The 16,790-nt window shown below is 69.8% G+C and carries 12 protein-coding genes; 8 read left to right on the forward strand and 4 right to left on the reverse strand.

Annotated features, from left to right (window positions below; genetic code table 11):
- Nucleotides 1–11 precede the first annotated feature (11 nt).
- A complete protein-coding gene (locus HUW62_RS15750; protein WP_163865308.1) occupies nucleotides 12–1,199 on the forward strand; it encodes an ABC transporter substrate-binding protein in 1,188 nt (395 codons plus the stop codon).
- Between the two features lie 75 nt (nucleotides 1,200–1,274).
- Nucleotides 1,275–2,042 (forward strand): hypothetical protein, encoded by a 768-nt coding sequence (locus tag HUW62_RS15755; RefSeq protein ID WP_163865505.1) that lies wholly within the window; start codon nucleotides 1,275–1,277, stop codon nucleotides 2,040–2,042.
- 38 nt (nucleotides 2,043–2,080) lie between these two features.
- Here the strand turns inward: HUW62_RS15755 and HUW62_RS15760 are convergent, their stop codons facing one another.
- A complete protein-coding gene (locus tag HUW62_RS15760; RefSeq protein WP_163865307.1) occupies nucleotides 2,081–2,344 on the reverse strand; it encodes a hypothetical protein in 264 nt (87 codons plus the stop codon).
- Nucleotides 2,345–2,631: 287 nt separating this feature from the next.
- On the opposite strand from HUW62_RS15760, the gene HUW62_RS15765 reads away from it, so the two are divergent.
- The 6 genes from HUW62_RS15765 (at nucleotide 2,632) to HUW62_RS15790 (ending at nucleotide 11,678) form a co-directional block, all read left to right on the forward strand.
- The gene (locus tag HUW62_RS15765; protein ID WP_176434931.1) at nucleotides 2,632–4,293 is read left to right on the forward strand and encodes a hypothetical protein; all 1,662 of its coding nucleotides are present in this window, start codon (nucleotides 2,632–2,634) and stop codon (nucleotides 4,291–4,293) included.
- The gene (locus HUW62_RS15770; protein ID WP_163865305.1) at nucleotides 4,290–4,991 is read left to right on the forward strand and encodes an ABC transporter ATP-binding protein; all 702 of its coding nucleotides are present in this window, start codon (nucleotides 4,290–4,292) and stop codon (nucleotides 4,989–4,991) included. The genes HUW62_RS15765 and HUW62_RS15770 overlap by 4 nt, the downstream gene beginning before the upstream one ends.
- Entirely contained in the window at nucleotides 4,988–6,271 is a 1,284-nt protein-coding gene (locus tag HUW62_RS15775) for an ABC transporter permease (RefSeq protein ID WP_163865304.1), read from the forward strand. The genes HUW62_RS15770 and HUW62_RS15775 overlap by 4 nt, the downstream gene beginning before the upstream one ends.
- On the forward strand, nucleotides 6,268–7,080 hold the full coding sequence (locus HUW62_RS15780) for a hypothetical protein (RefSeq protein ID WP_176434932.1): 813 nt from the start codon (nucleotides 6,268–6,270) through the stop codon (nucleotides 7,078–7,080). Before HUW62_RS15775 ends, HUW62_RS15780 begins: the two co-directional genes overlap by 4 nt.
- Nucleotides 7,081–7,201: 121 nt before the next feature.
- Complete coding sequence (locus tag HUW62_RS15785) at nucleotides 7,202–9,835, forward strand: protein kinase (protein ID WP_176434933.1); 2,634 nt, start codon at nucleotides 7,202–7,204, stop codon at nucleotides 9,833–9,835.
- An 85-nt stretch (nucleotides 9,836–9,920) separates the two neighbouring features.
- Nucleotides 9,921–11,678: an AAA family ATPase gene (locus HUW62_RS15790; RefSeq protein ID WP_176434934.1), complete on the forward strand. Its 1,758-nt coding sequence runs from the start codon at nucleotides 9,921–9,923 to the stop codon at nucleotides 11,676–11,678.
- A gap of 3 nt (nucleotides 11,679–11,681) precedes the next feature.
- On the opposite strand, the gene HUW62_RS15795 is transcribed toward HUW62_RS15790, so the two are convergent.
- The 3 genes from HUW62_RS15795 to HUW62_RS15805 all read right to left on the reverse strand — a co-directional run.
- Nucleotides 11,682–12,464: a L,D-transpeptidase family protein gene (locus HUW62_RS15795; protein ID WP_240356326.1), complete on the reverse strand. Its 783-nt coding sequence runs from the start codon at nucleotides 12,462–12,464 to the stop codon at nucleotides 11,682–11,684.
- 440 nt (nucleotides 12,465–12,904) lie between these two features.
- Nucleotides 12,905–15,076: a LysM peptidoglycan-binding domain-containing protein gene (locus HUW62_RS15800; RefSeq protein ID WP_255203451.1), complete on the reverse strand. Its 2,172-nt coding sequence runs from the start codon at nucleotides 15,074–15,076 to the stop codon at nucleotides 12,905–12,907.
- A 210-nt stretch (nucleotides 15,077–15,286) separates the two neighbouring features.
- Nucleotides 15,287–16,790, reverse strand: a 1,504-nt coding sequence (locus HUW62_RS15805) for a multiheme c-type cytochrome (RefSeq protein WP_176434936.1), incomplete at its 5' end; no start/stop codon positions are given.

The raw sequence follows: 16,790 nt of genomic DNA on the forward strand, positions 1-16,790 counted from the left end.
GGAACTGACGGATGAAGCTCCACCGTGGGCCAGGTCTCTTTCTCTTCTTGTTCCTGTGCGTGCTGGGCGCGAGCTGGGTGCTCGCGTCCCGCATGGGATACCTGGACACGCTCCAGGCGCGCTTCTTCCCCTCCGTGCGCGAGGCGGTGCGCCTGTCTCCCGGAGACTTTCCCGCGGGCGTGTCCGCGCCGGTGGCGGACGTGGCGTCCGTGCCGCTGCGGCCGGTGCTCATCGGCTTCACGCCGCGAGGCTCCGCGGCCGGGCTGCTCGTCGCGGCGGGTGGCGCGACGACGCTGGACAACCCGGCGGCGCCTCCCAACGCGGCGCAGGGCTTCTTGAAGACGGCCTATGCGCTGGACGCGCGGGCGGTGCTCTTCGGCCGTGAGGAGGAGCTGCGGCAGGCCTTGGCCATTGGCGCGGAGAACGGCGGCGTGGACATGGCCATGCTGTCGGTGGACCGGCTGGCGTCCTGGGCGCCGGGGCTGCGAGACGCGGCACCCAGAACGATATTGCTGGCGGGGCGCAGCCGGGGGCAGGAGGCGCTCGCGGCGGTGGGTGTGACGGACCTGGCGAGCCTGCGAGGCAAGCGCGTGGGCGTCTACCCCTTCAGCTCCACGCACTACTTCGCGCTGTGGGTGCTGGCGCGAGCGGGGCTGCGGACGACGGACGTGCGTTGGGTGGACCTGCCCTCCACGTTGGACGCGGGCCGGGCGCTGCGCGAGGGCCGCGTGGACGCGGTGGTGGGGCTGTGGGGCGACGTGGAGCTGGCGGCGAAGGACCGGGGTGGGGCGGTGCTCGCGACGACGGCGGACGCGCCGCACCTGGTGGCGACGGTGCTGGTGGCGCGGGGTGACTTCGCGGCGCGCTATCCGGACGCGGTGAGGCGGGTGCTGCGAGGGATGCTGGACGCGGGGCAGAGCGTGCTGAAGGACCCGACGGCGGGGGCTCGGATGCTGGGCGAGGTGGCGCCGTACCTGGGTGACCCGATTGAGGCCATCCGCAGCGCGCCGCCGGCGACACTGGCGGACAATCGAGCGTTCTTCGGCCTTTCCGGCGAGGCGCCGGTCACCTATGACGAGCTGTACCAGAGCGCCGCCGCGCTCTTCCAGAAGCTCAAGCAGGGACCCCAGGTGCCACTCGCGGAGGATACGAGGGACCTGGGAGCGTTGAAGTACGTGTCGGAGGCGCGCGGTCCCTGAAGCCATTGACTGGGCGCCGGGAAGGGGAGGTCGGACGTGGCGAAGAAGTCGCCGAACTACATCAAGGCCGCATTCATGCTGCCGGCCAACCTGGTGGGGTTGGGCACGGCCGCCGCCTCCGCCGCGATGACGGGCGAGCCGTTGCCCGCCTTGCTGGCGCTCGGGCTGGAGGGGCTGTACCTGGGCCTCTTCTCGTCGATGCCGCGCTTCCAGCGGGCCATCCGCTCGCGCGAGCAGACGGACCCGGAGGCCGCGCGCAAGGCGGTGGACTCGCTCCTGGCGGACCTGGCTCCGTCGCAGCGCGAGCACTACCAGCAGCTCGTCGGGCTCAAGGAGAAGATTCTCGCCAACTACCGCAAGCTGCCGGGCGGCAAGGTGCTGGAGTCGGACAGCGAGCCTCGGCTGGACGCGTTGCTGACGTCGTTCCTGCGGCTCATCTCCACGCTGAACCAGTACCGCTCGTACCTCAACAGCTCCGACCGGGGGAATCTCGAGAAGGACGTGCGCGAGCTGGAAGAGGACGTGGCGCGCGAGACGAACCCCCGGCTGAAGGACGTGAAGCAGAACCGGGTGGATATCCTGCGCAAGCGGCTGGCGCGCTTCGAACAGGCGAGCGAGAGCAGGGAAGTGGTCAGCCACCAGCTCGCCGGCATCGAGGACATGATGCGGCTGACGCACGAGCAATCGATTGCCATCCGGGACCCGGAAGTGGTGAATCGGCAGCTCACCATGCTGAGCGCGGAGGCCGAGGCCACCGACGAGTCCGTGCGGCAGATGGAGCAGTTCCTGGAGTTCACCGAGGAGACGCGCGGCCCGCTGCCGCATGGCTCTCGGGTGCGCTGACGCGGCATCGCCGAACTCCTCCTGAGTTGAGTTGAGTCTCAGGGTGGCTGCTCGTCCCTTCCTCCGTCTCGCGGAGGAAGGAGCTTCTTCCAGAGTGCGATGACTCTTCGCGGACCCTCCTCCACGAAGATGAGGACGGCGAAGGCCAACATGAGCAGTGCCTGGCAGGTGAAGATGCCCAGCCCTCCGCCGACGAAGAGGCCCACGAGGCTGACGGCGGGATGGATTCGCCACCCGAAGATGGCTCCGAAGAGGGCGCCCCCGAGGGCACCCAGAATCACTGCCAACTCGAATAGCGTCATGAGGCTCCATGGCAGGGAAGGGCGCCGCTTGTGTTTCAAGTGCCGTGCCCTTGCTCTTCCGTGGCGGGACTCCATGAAGGGGCCCGTCTGAACCCGTCAGATTGGCAATGCCGCAGTGCGACTCGCTGACTGAATGGCGTCGGCTCACCTCGCGGAGACGCTCTGGCGGGCCGTGTCTCTCCCGCGAAGTTGCCTGCCCATCATCCGGGTCCCTTGGCCGGGAGGCGGACGTACGCCCCGCACAGGAATACATTGACTCTCCGGCCCAGCCGTCCTGTCCTGCCGCCATGTTCCGCCGAGCCTGGCTTCCGACCCTCCTCCTCGTGCTCGCCATCGCGGGCTGCTCACGCTGTGGCAAGGACGAGGGGCCTGTCGCGCCCACTGCCTCCGGCCCCGCGCGCTACCTGCCTCGCGATGCGCAAGCCTCCGTCGTCATCCACGACCTGGGAGCGCTCGGAGAGAAGCTGGCGCGCTTCCAGAACCTGAAGGTCGCCTCCTTCGCCGCCCAGCTCCAGAGCTTCTCCTCGGCGGAGGGCTATGTGAACGCGGTGATGCGTCAGGTGGGCGTCGACCTGCGCAGCCGTCAGGCCCTGGAGGCCGCGGGCCTCGCTCCCGAACTCGGCGCCGGCGCGGCCTTCCTCGGCGGCAATCGCGCCGTCTCCGTCGTGGGCGTCAAGGACGCGGAGAAGCTGGAGGCGACGTTCGCCGGCTTCGCGCGCACCCGACTGGGAGCCTCCGAGAAGAAGGAGGAGAGTGGCGCGGGCGGCAAGCTCGTCACCTTCAGCCGTCCGGGCTCCACGGACGCGGCGCTGGGTCTGCTCTTCATCGACGGCGGCAAGTTCGCGCTCCTGGGCGTGGGGCCCTCCGTCGCGGCGCTGCGCCCCCTGGCCAGTCAGACCGAGGACAAGTCGCTCGCGAAGGAGCCCATCCTGGCCGCGTCCCTCCAGCGCCTGCCGTCGAAGCGAGACTTCCACGTGTTCCTCTCGGGCGGCACCGGCCTGCTGCTCCCCGCCGGTACCGTGCAGGGGCTCACGCTGACCGGCCTCATCGACGATCGCTCCGTCACCGTCCACGCGGATGCGCCGTGGCCGGACACGAAGGAGTCGCTGGCCGCGTTGGACGCCGTGAAGGACGCGGTGGACCTGCGTGGCTTCCTGCCCCCTGACAGCTTCTTCGTGGCGCGCTTCCGGGGCGACCCGTCCCAGCTCGACGGCGTGTGGCCCTACCTCGTGGGCGACTACCTGACGCGCGCGGTGCAGAAGAGCGGGCTCGACGTGAAGGCGGAGGTGCTCGACAACTTCAAGCCGGGCACGGTGCTGGCCCTGTCGCTGTCGCCCAAGGTGCAGCTCGGCTCCGGCATGCCCGCGCTCGACTTGCGCCGCACCAACCCGTTCCGCTTCGTGAATCTCGTGGCCCTGTCGGAGCTGGAGGACGCCGCGCGGACGCAGGCCCTCCTGGAGAAGCTGCCGCAGCTCTCCAGCGACTTCGGCGCCAAGGTGGAGGCCGCTGAGCTGAAGGGTGGCCAGCGCGTCTATCTCACGACGTATCGCGCGGGGGAGGGCGCCCACTTCGCGCTCGGCCCCAACGGCAAGCTGCTCGTGGCCTCGCCCCAGTCGCAACTCGAAGCTTCGCTCGCCACCCTCGCGGCGAAGGCCGGCGAAGGGCCGCTGTCCTCGGACCTGAAGGACGTGGGCCAGGACGCCGCGTTCAGCGCGGTGCTGGATTTGCGCCGGCTGGCGGACTCGGTGAAGAACCTGCCGTCGGAGGCCTGGGGCATTGGCGGCTTCGCCATCAAGGCCACCACCGTGCGCTGGCTGGAGGCCACCGATGACCTGCGCGCCGTGACGCTGTCCGTGTCGCGCAAGGAGCGCGCGCTCCAGGCGGAGATGTCCCTGCGCCTCACCCCCACCTCGCCGTCTTCCACCACGACCCAGCCGGCCACTCCGTGATTCACGCTCGAGACGTCACCAAGGAATATCTGGATGGAGATGGCACCCGGGTGCGGGTGCTCGATTCGATGTCCCTGGACGTGGAAGCCGGGGACTTCGTCGCCGTGGTGGGCCCGTCCGGCAGCGGCAAGTCCACGCTGCTGCACCTGTTGGGCGGCCTGGATGTCGACTACCGGGGCGAGGTGAAGGTGGGCGGGGTGACGCTCGGGGGCCTGAAGGACAAGGACCTGGCGCGCTTCCGCAACACGCACGTGGGCTTCGTCTTCCAGTCCTTCCACCTCATCCCCAACCTGTCCGCGTTGGAGAATGTGCTGCTGCCCTCGTACTTCGGCCCGCGCACCGCGGATGCCGTCAAGCGCGCGGAGGCCCTGCTGGAGCGCGTGGGCCTGGGCGCGAAGAAGGACCGCGCCCCGGTGCGCCTGTCCGGTGGAGAGCGTCAGCGCGTGGCCATCGCCCGCGCCCTCTACGGCGGACCCCGGCTGCTCCTGTGCGACGAGCCCACCGGCAACCTGGATGCGAACACCGGCGACGGTGTCATCCAGCTCTTCCGCGAGCTGCACCGTGAGGGGCTCACCGTGCTCGCCGTCACGCACGAGGAGCGGATGAGCGTCGCCGCGCGACGGGTGTTGCGGCTCAAGGAGGGCAAGCTCGTGGAGGAGCGCGCCACGGAGCGCTCGGTCCTGGGAGGTGCCCCGTGAGGCTGGACGCGCTGTCCCGACTGGTACGACTGAGCCTCGCGCGCGAGCGCCGGGGCGCCTTCTTCTCCGCGTTCGGCGTGGCCATGGGCGTGGGCACGCTGGTGTTCTTCATCGGCCTGGGCCTGGGCGTGGGCCAGGTCATCCGCGAGAAGATCTTCCCCAACGACGCGCGCATGGTGGACGTGGTGCCCGCGGCGGTGTCGCTGGGCTCTCTCCTGGGCGGCGGCAAGCTGGATGCGGAGGCGGTGGAGCGCCTGCGCTCGCTGCCCGGCGTGGAGGCGGCGCACCGGAAGATGAACGTGCGCGTGCCGGCGGTGACTCGCTACGACGGCGCCTTCTTCGGCACCAAGCTGCGCATGGGCATGGAGGTGCTGGCGATGGGCGTGGAGCCGTCTCTGGTGAAGGGCGACACGCAGATGGGCGAGTTCAAGGACCCGGGCGAGGGACAGCCGATTCCGGTGCTCGTCTCCACGCGGCTCCTGGAGCTGTACAACAAGACGTTCGCCCCGGCGCGCAAGCTGCCGCAGCTCTCCGCCAACATGATTGTCGGCTTCGGCTTCCCGGTGGAGTTCAACCGCTCCTACGTGTCGGCGAACTCCGCGACGGGACCCAGCCGTTCCGTGCAGACGCAGGTGGTGGGCGCGTCGGACCGGGCCATGTTCGCCGGCATCACCATTCCCCTGGAGACGGCCATGCGCATCAACCGCGAGGCGGGCGTGGACGCGGACACCTTCACCGGTGTCACCCTCGTCGCCACGGACCCGTCCAAGGTGCCCGCGCTGGTGGACGCGGTGAAGGCCATGGGCCTGGAAATCGATGACCAGGAGCGCCGCATGGCGGAGAACACGGGCGCGGCCGTCGCGCTGACGACCTCCGCGCTGGCGCTCTTGTCCATCCTCATCTGCATCCTGGCGGCGGTGAACATCGCCCACGCGCTGTCGGCCTCGGTGCGCGCGCGCGCCAAGGAGATTGGCGTGATGCAGGCCGTGGGCGCGTCTCGCTCCGACATCCGGGCCATCGTCCTGGCCGAGTCCGCCGTGGTGGGCCTGGCCGGCGGGGCCATCGGCACCGGGGTGGCGCTCCTCGCGTCCCTGGGCGTCAACCGCTTCGCCGCGGGCTACCTGCCCAACTTCCCGTTCAAGCCCGACAGCTTCTTCTCCTTTCCCTGGCCGGTGGTGCTGGGTGGGGTGGTGCTGGGACTCCTGGCCGCGCTGGCCGGGGCGTACTTCCCCAGCCGCCGCGCCGCCGCCACCGACCCCGCACGGACGCTCGCTGGATGACGCTCCCCTCCCGAAAGACGCTGCTGGGCAATGTGCTCAGCCTGGCCGCCATCACCTGGATTTACGGAGGAGACCTGGCCGACGCGCTGCGCGCCCGTACCGCCGATGTCTCCGCCCTCGTGGATCTGCCCTCGCCCATCCGCCCCTCGGTGGTGCTGGCGCTGGCCGCCCTGGCGACGGCGGTCGCCGTCGTGGGCCTGGTGCAAGGCAAGGTGGAGGGCTTCAAGGGCTTCCGGCTCCTGCCCATCGTCCTCGTCGGCGCGCTCTTCGCGGACCTGGTGCTCGCGGAGAGCCGCATCCCCATCGACTCCACGGACATGGCGTCCATGAGCCTCCAGCGCTTCCACAAGCTGGCCCAGGCCCTTTCCAGCCAGGACGCCGTGGCCGAGGACCCCCGGGTGCTCCAGCCCCTGCTGGAGGAGTTGGGCCGGCCGCCCTACCTGGTGCATGGGGAGCCACTGACGGCCTATGCCCTCCAGGTCCGAAAGGACTGCGAGGGCCCGGTACGCGATGCCCCAGGCGTCCGTCCCGGGACGCTGTTGTACTGCGTCGCCCCCGAGCGCAAGGGCGCCTGGGTGACGCTGGTGGGCCTCTCCGCGGAGAAGCGCTTCGGGGCGCCGGAGCTGCTCTCCGCCGAGGGCAAGGTGCGCTTCCTGCTGGTCCAGCCGGCCATCGCCGAGGAGGACCCGGCCGAGCCGGGCCAGGCGTTCCGGGATGCAGCGGCCGAGTCCGGGGCGGCGTTCCGGGATGCCCCGGCCCCCACGGCCGAGGGCGGCACCGACGGGGGAACCTCCAGTCTTCAACCTTGAGAAAAATTGGCGCTGCTACGTGCCTGTTGCCTGCCTGCCTGGAGAGCGCGTGAGGGTCTCCGTGTGGTTGACCCTACAGAGGGGCGATCGCTAGGCTCCCATTGAACGGACCCTCCCCCACGTGACGACCTCTCAACCGAAGCGTCAGCCCATCCCATTCGGGAAGTACCTCCTACTGGACCGCGTCAACATCGGCGGCATGGCGGAGGTGTGGCGCGGCAAGCAGTTCGGCGCGAGCGGCTTCGAGCGGCTCGTGGCCATCAAGCGCATCCTGCCGAACATCGCGGAGGACGAAGAGTTCATCTCGATGTTCATCGATGAGGCGAAGATCAGCGTCCAGCTGAGCCACGCCAACATCGCGCAGATCTACGAGCTGGGGCAGATCGTCAGCAGCTACTTCATCTCGATGGAGTACATCCCCGGCAAGGACATGCGGGCCATCTTCGACCGCTGCCGGAAGAAGGGTGAGCCCGCGCCGGTGCCGCTGGTGGCCTTCTGCCTGTCCAAGATGTGCGAGGGCCTGGACTACGCCCACCGGAAGAAGGACGGGATGGGGCGGGACATGAACATCGTCCACCGCGACATCTCGCCGCAGAACGTCCTCATCTCCTTCGAGGGCGAGGTCAAGGTCATCGACTTCGGCATCGCCAAGGCGGCGGGCAAGGCGACCAAGACGCAGGCGGGCATCCTCAAGGGCAAGTTCGGCTACATGAGCCCGGAGCAGATCCGCGGCCTGCCGTTGGACCGGCGCTCGGACGTGTTCGCCATCGGAGTGTGTCTCTACGAGATGCTCACGGGCGAGCGGCTCTTCGTGGGCGACAGCGACTTCAGCGTGCTGGAGAAGGTGCGCAAGGCGGAGGTGCCGCCGCCGTCCACGTTCAACCGGCGCATCCCGGAGGTGCTGGAGAAGATCGTCATGCGCGCGCTCGCCAAGGACGTGGACGAGCGCTACCAGTACGCCAGCGAGCTGGGCGACGACCTGCAGCGCTTCCTCATCACCAGCGAGACCATCTTCGGCCGCAAGGACCTCATGCAGTACATGAAGTCCACCTTCGCGGAGGAAGTGGAGCGCGAGCGGCAGCGCCTGTCCGAGTACGCCGACATCCGTCCTCCCGACGGCATGCTCGCCGCGCTGGAGGCGGCCACGGGCTTCAGCACGGGTGGCTCCGGCGGGATGATGGCCATGCCCGCGGCGGCCCCCTCGGCTCCGCCCCCGCAGGCGGTGCCCGTGGTGCAGCCCATGGGCGCGCCCCGGTCCACCGCGACGATGGGCTCCGTGTCCCCCACCGGCGTGCGGCGCTCGCCCACGCTGGCCGCGCTGCCCCGGCTGACGGCGGCCACCGCCGCGCCCGCGCCGAAGGAGGACGAGGTCCAGGCCACGCAACTGGTGTCCAGCGACCACGTCTTCGACGAGCGGCCGGAGCCGACGACCCAGCCGGGAGCGGCCGTGGGCCGCGCCGTCACTCCGCTGGAGTCGCGCAACCCGAAGCAGTCGGACGACGAGGACGACGAGCCCACCACGGGCAAGACGGCCGTCATCCCGCCGCAGGCGCCTCCCCGGAACTCCCTTCCGTCCATGCCCGTGCTGATGCCCGCGGGCGCGCCGGCCCGTCCCTCGGTGACGGTGCCCACGCTGATGCCCTCGGAGGTCGCCAACTCGGCGCCAGGACCGCGTGGCAGCCGTGGCGCTGGTGGTGATGGGCTGCCCCGCATCGTCCGGGAAGGGCCCTCGCCGGACGTCTCCCAGGGGATTCCGCGCTCGGCGCTGCCTCCGGACGTGTCGCAGGGCGTCTCCCGCGCGGCGCTGGCGGAGGGGCTTCAGGGCGGCCACTCGCGTCCGCCCCCCATGCTCGGCGCGGGAACTCCGCCGCGCCCGCCTCCGCCTCGCCATGTCGAGCAGGAGGAGGACTACGAGCAGGAGGACCATCCGACCGCCGCCGTGCCCGCGCTGGGTCGACGGGGTCTGGACAAGCGGGTGCTCTACGCGATTGTCGGCGTGGCCGCGGTGCTGCTGCTCGGCGTCGTGGGGTGGATGGCGAGCCGGCCCGGGGTTGGCTACGTCATGCTGGACCTCCAGCGCGTCCCTCCCGAGGTGCGTGGCCGGATGCAGGTGACGTTGGACACCCAGCCCATCCCCGTGGAGGGCACCGGCACCACGCTCCTGCGCGAGGTGACGGCCGGGCAGGTCATGGTCACGGTGAGCGCGGAGGGCTACAAGACCTTCACGCGGACCCTCCAGGTCAACAGCGGCAAGGGCGTGGAGCCGGTGGAGGTCGCCCTGGAGAGTCTGGTGCGCACCGCGTCACTGGTGCTCGTCACCCAGCCGTCGGATGCCCAGGTGAAGGTGGACGGCAAGGTGGTCCGGTCGCAGGGCGCCTCGGATGCGTTCATCAAGGGTGTCCCCATCTCCGGGCAGGAGTGGGTGGTGGAGATCAGCGCGCCGCAGCACAAGCCGGCGTCCAAGCGGGTGCCCCTGACGGGTGATGGTCCCTTCGAGGTGTCGCTGAAGCTGGAGCCCGTGGTGTCCAAGGTGTCGGTGAAGATCGACTCCAAGCCCGCGGGCGCCGTCATCTTCGCGAACGGCCAGGAGCTGGGAGAGACGCCCGCCACGGTGTTGGTGAATCCGAGCGTGCGCCAGCTCACGCTGAAGCTGAAGTGCCACAACGACGCGGAGGTGGACGTGCCCGCGCCGGAGTCCGGAGAATCCATCGCCACGGCGACGGTTTCCCTCAAGCGTCAGCCCCGCTGCCGTTAGATTCCATGAAATCGAGCCCCGCTTCCCTCGTGGGAAGCGGGTGCGTCTGCTCCCCGTCCGGAGGAGCGACAGGAGGCGTGTGTCCGTGAGCAAGGTGCGCAAGGTTCACAAGGAAGATCCGCTGGCGGACCTCCCCCGTTGGGCGCAGCAGCTGGCCCGCAAGTACTACACGAAGACGGTGAGCACCTTCCTGCTCTTCGGGGCGGTGAGGGACCTCCAGCCGCTCCAGTTGGAGGACGGCGGGCGGGGCTTCGGCACGCTGAAGACCTTCCTCTCCGAGGAGCTGTTCGGCGGGCGAGACCACGTCCTCTTCTACGACCGCTCGTCGGGCATCCGCTCGGCCACGCCGGAGACGCAGAAGGACCTGGCGCGGACGATGGCCGGCTATGACGCGATGTACGGCACGGACTACTCGAAGGTGATGCCGAGAGACCCGGGCCGCGCGCTCCAGATTCTGGAGAACTTCCTGCGGATGCGGCTGAGCGAGGGGCGCTCGCTGGCGCTCATCATCGACTTCGCGGAGACGCTGGTGCCGGGCGGGGAGATTTCCCACCTGTCGTCCGAGGACCGCTTCGTGCTGGCCACGCTGGACAAGTGGGCGCACGACCCGCAGTTCCTCGCGGGCGACGTGTCCGTGGTGCTGCTGGCGGAGAACCTGGCGGACATCTCTCCGCGCATCTCCCGCAACCCGTACGTGGCGCCGATTGAGCTGCCGCTGCCCACCGAGGAGGAGCGGCTGGAGTACGTGCGCTACAAGCTGGAGGGCAAGCGGCTCCAGTCGCTGTCGGACGTGCCGCTGGCGGGCCTGGCGAAGATGACGGCCGGCCTGTCGCGCATCAACCTGGACCGCGTGCTGACGGAGGCGCTGGAGCGGGAGATTCGCATCACCTCCGACCTGCTCAAGGAGAAGAAGAAGGAGATCATCCAGGCGGAGTGCCACGGCCTGCTGGAGTTCATCGAGCCCTCGCACACGCTGGACGCGGTGGCGGGACATGCCAAGGCGAAGCAGATGCTGCGGCAGGCGGCCTCGGCCCTGAAGAAGGGGCGCATCGAGGTCATGCCCATGGGCTACCTGCTGTCGGGCCCCGTGGGCACGGGCAAGACGTTCATGGTGAGCTGCTTCGCCGGGGAGATTGGAATCCCGGTGGTGAAGTTCCTGAACTTCCGCAGCCAGTGGCAGGGCGTCACCGAGGCGAACCTCGAGAAGATCTTCAACCTCCTCAAGGCGCTGTGGCCGGTGGCGGTGATGATTGACGAGGCGGACACCTTCCTCGGCAACCGTGACTCGGGCGGGGACTCCGGGACGAGCAGCCGCGTGTTCGGCTCCATTGCCTCCTTCATGGGCAACACGCAGTACCGCGGCAAGATTGTCTGGTTCCTGATGACGGCGCGGCCGGACCTGCTGCCCATCGACCTCAAGCGGCAGGGCCGCGCGGAGGAGCACCTGGCGCTCTTCTATCCGCAGACGGACGCGGAGCGGGACGAGCTGTTCCAGGTCATGTCCAAGAAGACGGGCGTGTCCGTGGAGGGCATCGACTCCTTCTCCAAGATGATTCCGGAGGGGATTCGGGCCTTCAGCGGCGCGGATATCGAGGCCGTCATGGTGCGCTCGAAGTTCCGCGCACTGGCGGAGGGCCGCGAGTCCGTGGCGAAGGAGGACCTGGCCGCGGTGCTGGCGGACTTCGTGCCTCCCAGCTACCCGCTGGAAATCGAGCTCCAGAACCTCGTGGCGGTGCAGGAGTGCACCAGCCGGGAGCTGTTGCCGGAGGTCTACCGCTCGGTGGACCGCGACGCCATCACCCGCCGCGTGCGGGAGCTGAAGGCGTTGCTCGAGGAGGGGTAGCACTCAGGAGACCGGCACCAGGGCGCCACCCAGGTGCGGGTCGTCCACGTGCTCCACGATGGCCACGCGGTCTCCCGCGGAGAGCGCGTCGTGGAGCACGACGATGGCCTCGTTCGAGTGACGGATGCAGCCGTGGGACACGTCCCCGCCGAGCAGGGCGGGGGCGTTGGTTCCGTGAAGCTCCTCGGCGGAGTGCCGTCCGTCGGCCCAGGACAAATCGAGGATGCGCGTGCCGAAGACGTGTCTGTCGTTCCACAGGCGCGCCCCCGCTGCCTCGGCGGCGGCCTGGTCCAGCCGGGCTCGGACGACCTTGAGGCCCGCGCGCGTGGGCGTGGCGGTGGTGCCCGAGGCGTTCGGGAAGATGTCCACGAGGCGCCCCTCGTTGTCGTAGAGGAACGTGCGGTGCTCGCGCAGCGCGACGACGACGCGCACGGGCTGCCCGTCGTAGACGGCGGGAGGAATTCCCTGGGACTGGCCCTTCGTGCCGGGCTCGGGCGCGAGCGCGTCCAGGGCGCGCAGTGTGGCGGTGTCGAGTACGCCCGTGGGTTTGACGGTGGGAAAGTCGCGGCCCGCGTGCACCTGGAAATTGCGCAGGGCGCGCGCCGTCTGGGGGCCGAACTCTCCGTCCGCGCCGCCGTGGAGGGCGAAGCCCATGTTCAACAACGCCGTCTGCACCGCGCGCGGGCCGCCACCTCGTGAGCCCGGGCCGAGGACTGCCTGGCCCGAGGCCACGTCCGCGAGTTGGGGCAGGCCGGTGAAATGGGCGTTGGCGAGTGGTTGCGCCAAGGGGGCGGGTGGCCAGGAGGAGCTGCCCCAGCCGCTCACGGAGGTGGGCTGCGCGGGAGCCGGACCATCGCCGCGCGAGGTGGTAGGGCGCGTGGGTGTGCCGAGTGATATCGAAGCAGGCTCCAGAACGTTCGGCCCCGTGATTCCGTGGGCGAGCCTGTCGGCCTCAGGGCCACGTTGAGCCGTCCGCGCTTCGTGGGACGGGAGTCGCGAGACCTGGATGCGCGGTGCGGTCTCCAGGACGTTGTCGCGGGCTCGCGATGGAGGATGCGTGTGAGCCCATCCGAGGCCTGCCTCGCTCGGGCGGGCGACGTCGTTGGCGTCGAGTGAGAAGGGAAGGGCGAGCGAGTCGTTCCGCGAAATGGGCAAGGTCATCCCCGGCCCGTTTGCAAATCACTCGCCCGACATGGGGACGTCCGAAGACGTCCTCGCGCGAAGGCTCACGGCGCGCTCAGTGAGAGCACCTTCCCCGTGGGGAGGGTCCGGTGGTCCTTGATGTTGTTCCACCGCATGATGTCCTCGACGGTGACGCCGTAGCGCTGCGCCACGGACCAGAGCGTCTCGCCCTCGGCCAGCGCGTGCACCTTGCCACCTGGCTTCCCCACGTTCGCGGCCACCTGCTTCGCCATCACCACCGTGCCCGCGCGCTCCTGCACCTGGGACGTGCCCTCGGGCCACACGTACACCAACGAGCCCACCTGCAACGTCGGGTTGCGCCGCCGGAGGTTGTTCCACTTCTTCAGGTCATCCACCGACACGTTGAACTTCGTGGCGATGACCCAGAGGCTGTCGCCGGACTGCACGCCATACGTCACGCGCTTGCGTCCGTTGAGCGTCTCCGTCTTCACCGGGCCGGCGGCCACGGGCCCCTTCGGTGTGCCCGCGGGCACCTCGTCCTCGGGACGGTGCACCACCACGCCATTGCGGCGGGCCTGCGCCACCTTGCTCGCCAACGCGCCGCCACCGGTGGGGCCCGCCTTGCTCGCCGGCACCGGAATCACCAGGTCCGTGCCGAGCTTCAACGTCCGCGCGCTCTTGAGCCGGTTCATCTGGAGGATGGCCTCCGACGCCGTGCCGTAGCGCTCCGCGATTTGCGACAGCGTGTCGCCCCGCTTCACGGTGTGCACCCGGAACGTCAGTCGCTCGGCCGGAGAGAGCTTCTTGAAGCCCTCCACGAACCGGGGCGACGAGCCCGTGGGCAACCGCAGCTTGTAGGGGTTCTTCGCGGTCGCCGGAGGCGTGCACCAGCGCTTCAGCTCCGGGTTCAGGTCCTGCACGTCCTGGATGTTCACCCCCGCCGCGCGCGCCACCACGTCCAGGTCCGTCGCGTCCGTCAGCTCCACCACGTCGAACTCGAGCGGCTGCTCGTAGTCGAACTCCTGCTCGGAGAAGCCGAACGCCGACGGGTTCTTCGCCACCAGCGCGGCGGCGATGAGCTTGGGCACGTAGTGCTTCGTCTCCTTCGCCAGGCCCTTCTCCTCCGACAGCACCCAGAAGTCCTTCGTGCCGTGGCGCTCCACCATGCGCCGCACCCGGCCGGAGCCCGTGTTGTAGCCCGCCCAGGCCAGGTACCAGTGGCCCAGCTCCCTGTAGAGGTCCTTGAGGTACGTCGCCGCGGCGCCCGTCGCCTTGATGGGGTCCCTGCGCTCGTCCACCCAGAAGTCCTGCTTGAGGCCGTACTGCTTGCCGGTGCTGGAGATGAACTGCCACGGGCCGGACGCGTGCGCCCACGAGTACGCGTGCGCGGAGAAGCCGCTCTCAATCATCGCCAGGTACACCGTGTCCCGAGGCAGGCCGTGCTTCTCCAAAATCGGCTGCATCACCGGCAGGTAGCGCGCTGAGCGGGACATCCACTTGCGGAACCAGCGCCGTCCGGGCCCCTGGAAGAACTGGATGTACTGCGCCACCAGCGGCTGCATCTCCACCGGGATGTCGTAGCGGTCCTGAATCAACCCCACGTCGAACGCAGCCAGGTTGGTGATGAGCGGCAGCTGCTCTGGCGTGTCGTCCTCGCGGAAGGTGGGCTCCTCCAGCGCGTCCAGCATCCGCATGCGCAGCGGGTTCGCGAGCCCCAGGCGACGCAGGGACTGCATCACCTCCGCGCTCGGCCGCGCCGCCGGGTCCAACGTCGCGCCTTCCAGCGCGCGCAACTCCTCCAGCTCCGCGGACTCGGACTCCACCATCTCACGCGTGGCCTCGGGCTCATCGTCCGGGTCCTCCGCGTCCGCGCCGTTCGCTCCCGCGCGCTTGTCGTCGGCGTCTGGCCCGTCGCCATCAGCCTTGTCGTCTTCAGCCGCCGCATTGCCTGCGACGGAAGCCTTGACCTCGCCCGCACCCGTGGAGGCGGGAGCCTTCACCGTGTTGCTCGGGGCCGGCGTCGCGGCGGTGCCCACGCCCGGAGGCGCGACGACCTGGGCCGTGGAGCCCACGGCAGGCGAGGAGGCGGAGCCCTCGGTCTTCGCGGCACCGGTGCTCGGAGGAGGCACGGGCTCGCTCTTCGTCACGGCGCCGCCCGAGGTGGGCAGCGTGTCCTTCACCACCGAAGGAGCGGTGGCCATGGCCCGAGTCTCCTCCGCGGCGAGCACGCGCATGCCCGGCGGTGACGGGGGCATGGGTGGTGGCACTCCCTCCGAGATGGGGAGCGAGGCCAGGTTCAGCAAGAGCAGGCAGAGAGGCAGCATTTGGTCGCAGGAAGAGTGCGCCCAGAAGCAGGCGAAGGCCGAAGTATTCGCGCTTTTTCTTGACAGTCAAACAACGAGTCGCGCGGTAAGGCTTATCTCTGCACGCTCCGTGGGTACGAGCGGCCAGGCGCTGACACGTGATTACGGTTTGGCGGGCTTCGGTGCGTCCGCTGGCTTGCCCGGCGGCTGGGCGTCCACGGGCTTTCCGTGTCCCGGCCCCAGGATTCGCGGCAGGTACGTCGCGAAGTCGAAGTGGGGCGAGTTCTCCGGGTTGTGGCACGTGACGCACACCGCTTCGCCGGGCGAGGCGATGATGTTGTCCGCGCTCGGCTCGTCCGAGTGCGCGGAGCCCGGACCGTGGCAGCTCTCACAGCCCACGTCCTCGCGCCCCGCCACCTTGTCCAGGCGACACACGCCTCCGGGCTGCTCCCAGCCCGTGACATGGCAACCCACGCAGTTGAGGTGATGCTGCTTGCCCACCTCCTCCAGCGTCTCCCATGCGTGGTGGTGCTTGGACTTCTCCCACACCGGGAAGGACTCCTCGTGGCACGAGCGGCACGGCTCGTTGCCGACGAAGGCCGACTGGCCCTTGGCGGGTACGGGGCAGTCCTGCCCGTGCTCCTTCGCCCACGCGAGGTTCAGCTTGCCGACCTCCGCGTCGTAGCGCGCCACCAGGGCCTGCGCGTCCGGCGACGAGGGCAGCCCCGACTCCAGCGGCACGAAGCGCACCGTGAAGCCATTCACGTCCGGCGATGACGCGGGCGGCGCCGTCACCAGCGCCTGCCTGCGCGCCACCAGCTCGTCGCGCTTGGCCTGCTTGAGCGCCTTGAGCTTCGGGTCGATGCCCGGGAGGTTGATCTCCTTGTCCAGGAGCGCGGTGCGCTGCTCCAGCGCGGCCACCTCGCGCTCCAGGTCGGCCTGGCCCTTCTGGAGCGTGAAGCGTCCCGGCTTTGGCGCGTAGCTCAGGTCCACGCGCACCAGCGAGCGGCCCTTGCTCTGCGGCGCGACGACGGGCACCGAAGCCTTCACCAGCCGGTTCTGCTCTCCGCTCATCTCCGTGGCGGAGCGCGTGGCCACCAGCACGTCCACCGAGAGCCCCGGCGTCTCCGCCGCCTTCTGCGCCTCTTCCAAGGGCGCATCCAAGAGCCCCAGCACGAAGTCCGCGCCCTCCGCGCGGGCCCTGGCACTGGCCGCCACGAACTGGGCCGGCGAGTCCGCGGCGACGACGGCTACCTTGCGCGAGCCCGCGGGCAGCAGCTTCACCGCGCCGTCAGCGACTTCGGGCAGTCCCAGCCCCTGTCGGAAGTCCGCGCCGCGCGTGTCGTCCAGGGGCCCGGTGGCACGCACCGCCAGCCCCATCAACCGCATGGCGTCCGCCAGCGCCTTCGCCTTCAGCTCCTCCTGGGGAACCTGGCCGGGCTTGAGCGTGGTTTCACCGAAGAGGCTGTTGCCGCCGTCCACGTACAGCACGGGCAGGGTGCCCTGTCGCGCCTCGCGCACCTGGAAGGCCGCCCGGGCGATGCCGCCGCGCATGTTCTCGCTGCAGCCACAGGGGCCCAGGTAGCCGCGCGTGTCCGCGGAGACGAAGAGGATGGCGCCGGGGGCTGACGTCGCGCTGACACCCGCCTCGGGCTCGGGCGGGTGG

This window comes from Myxococcus sp. AM011 (genome assembly GCF_013372595.1).
Taxonomy (GTDB): Bacteria; Myxococcota; Myxococcia; order Myxococcales; family Myxococcaceae; genus Myxococcus; species Myxococcus eversor.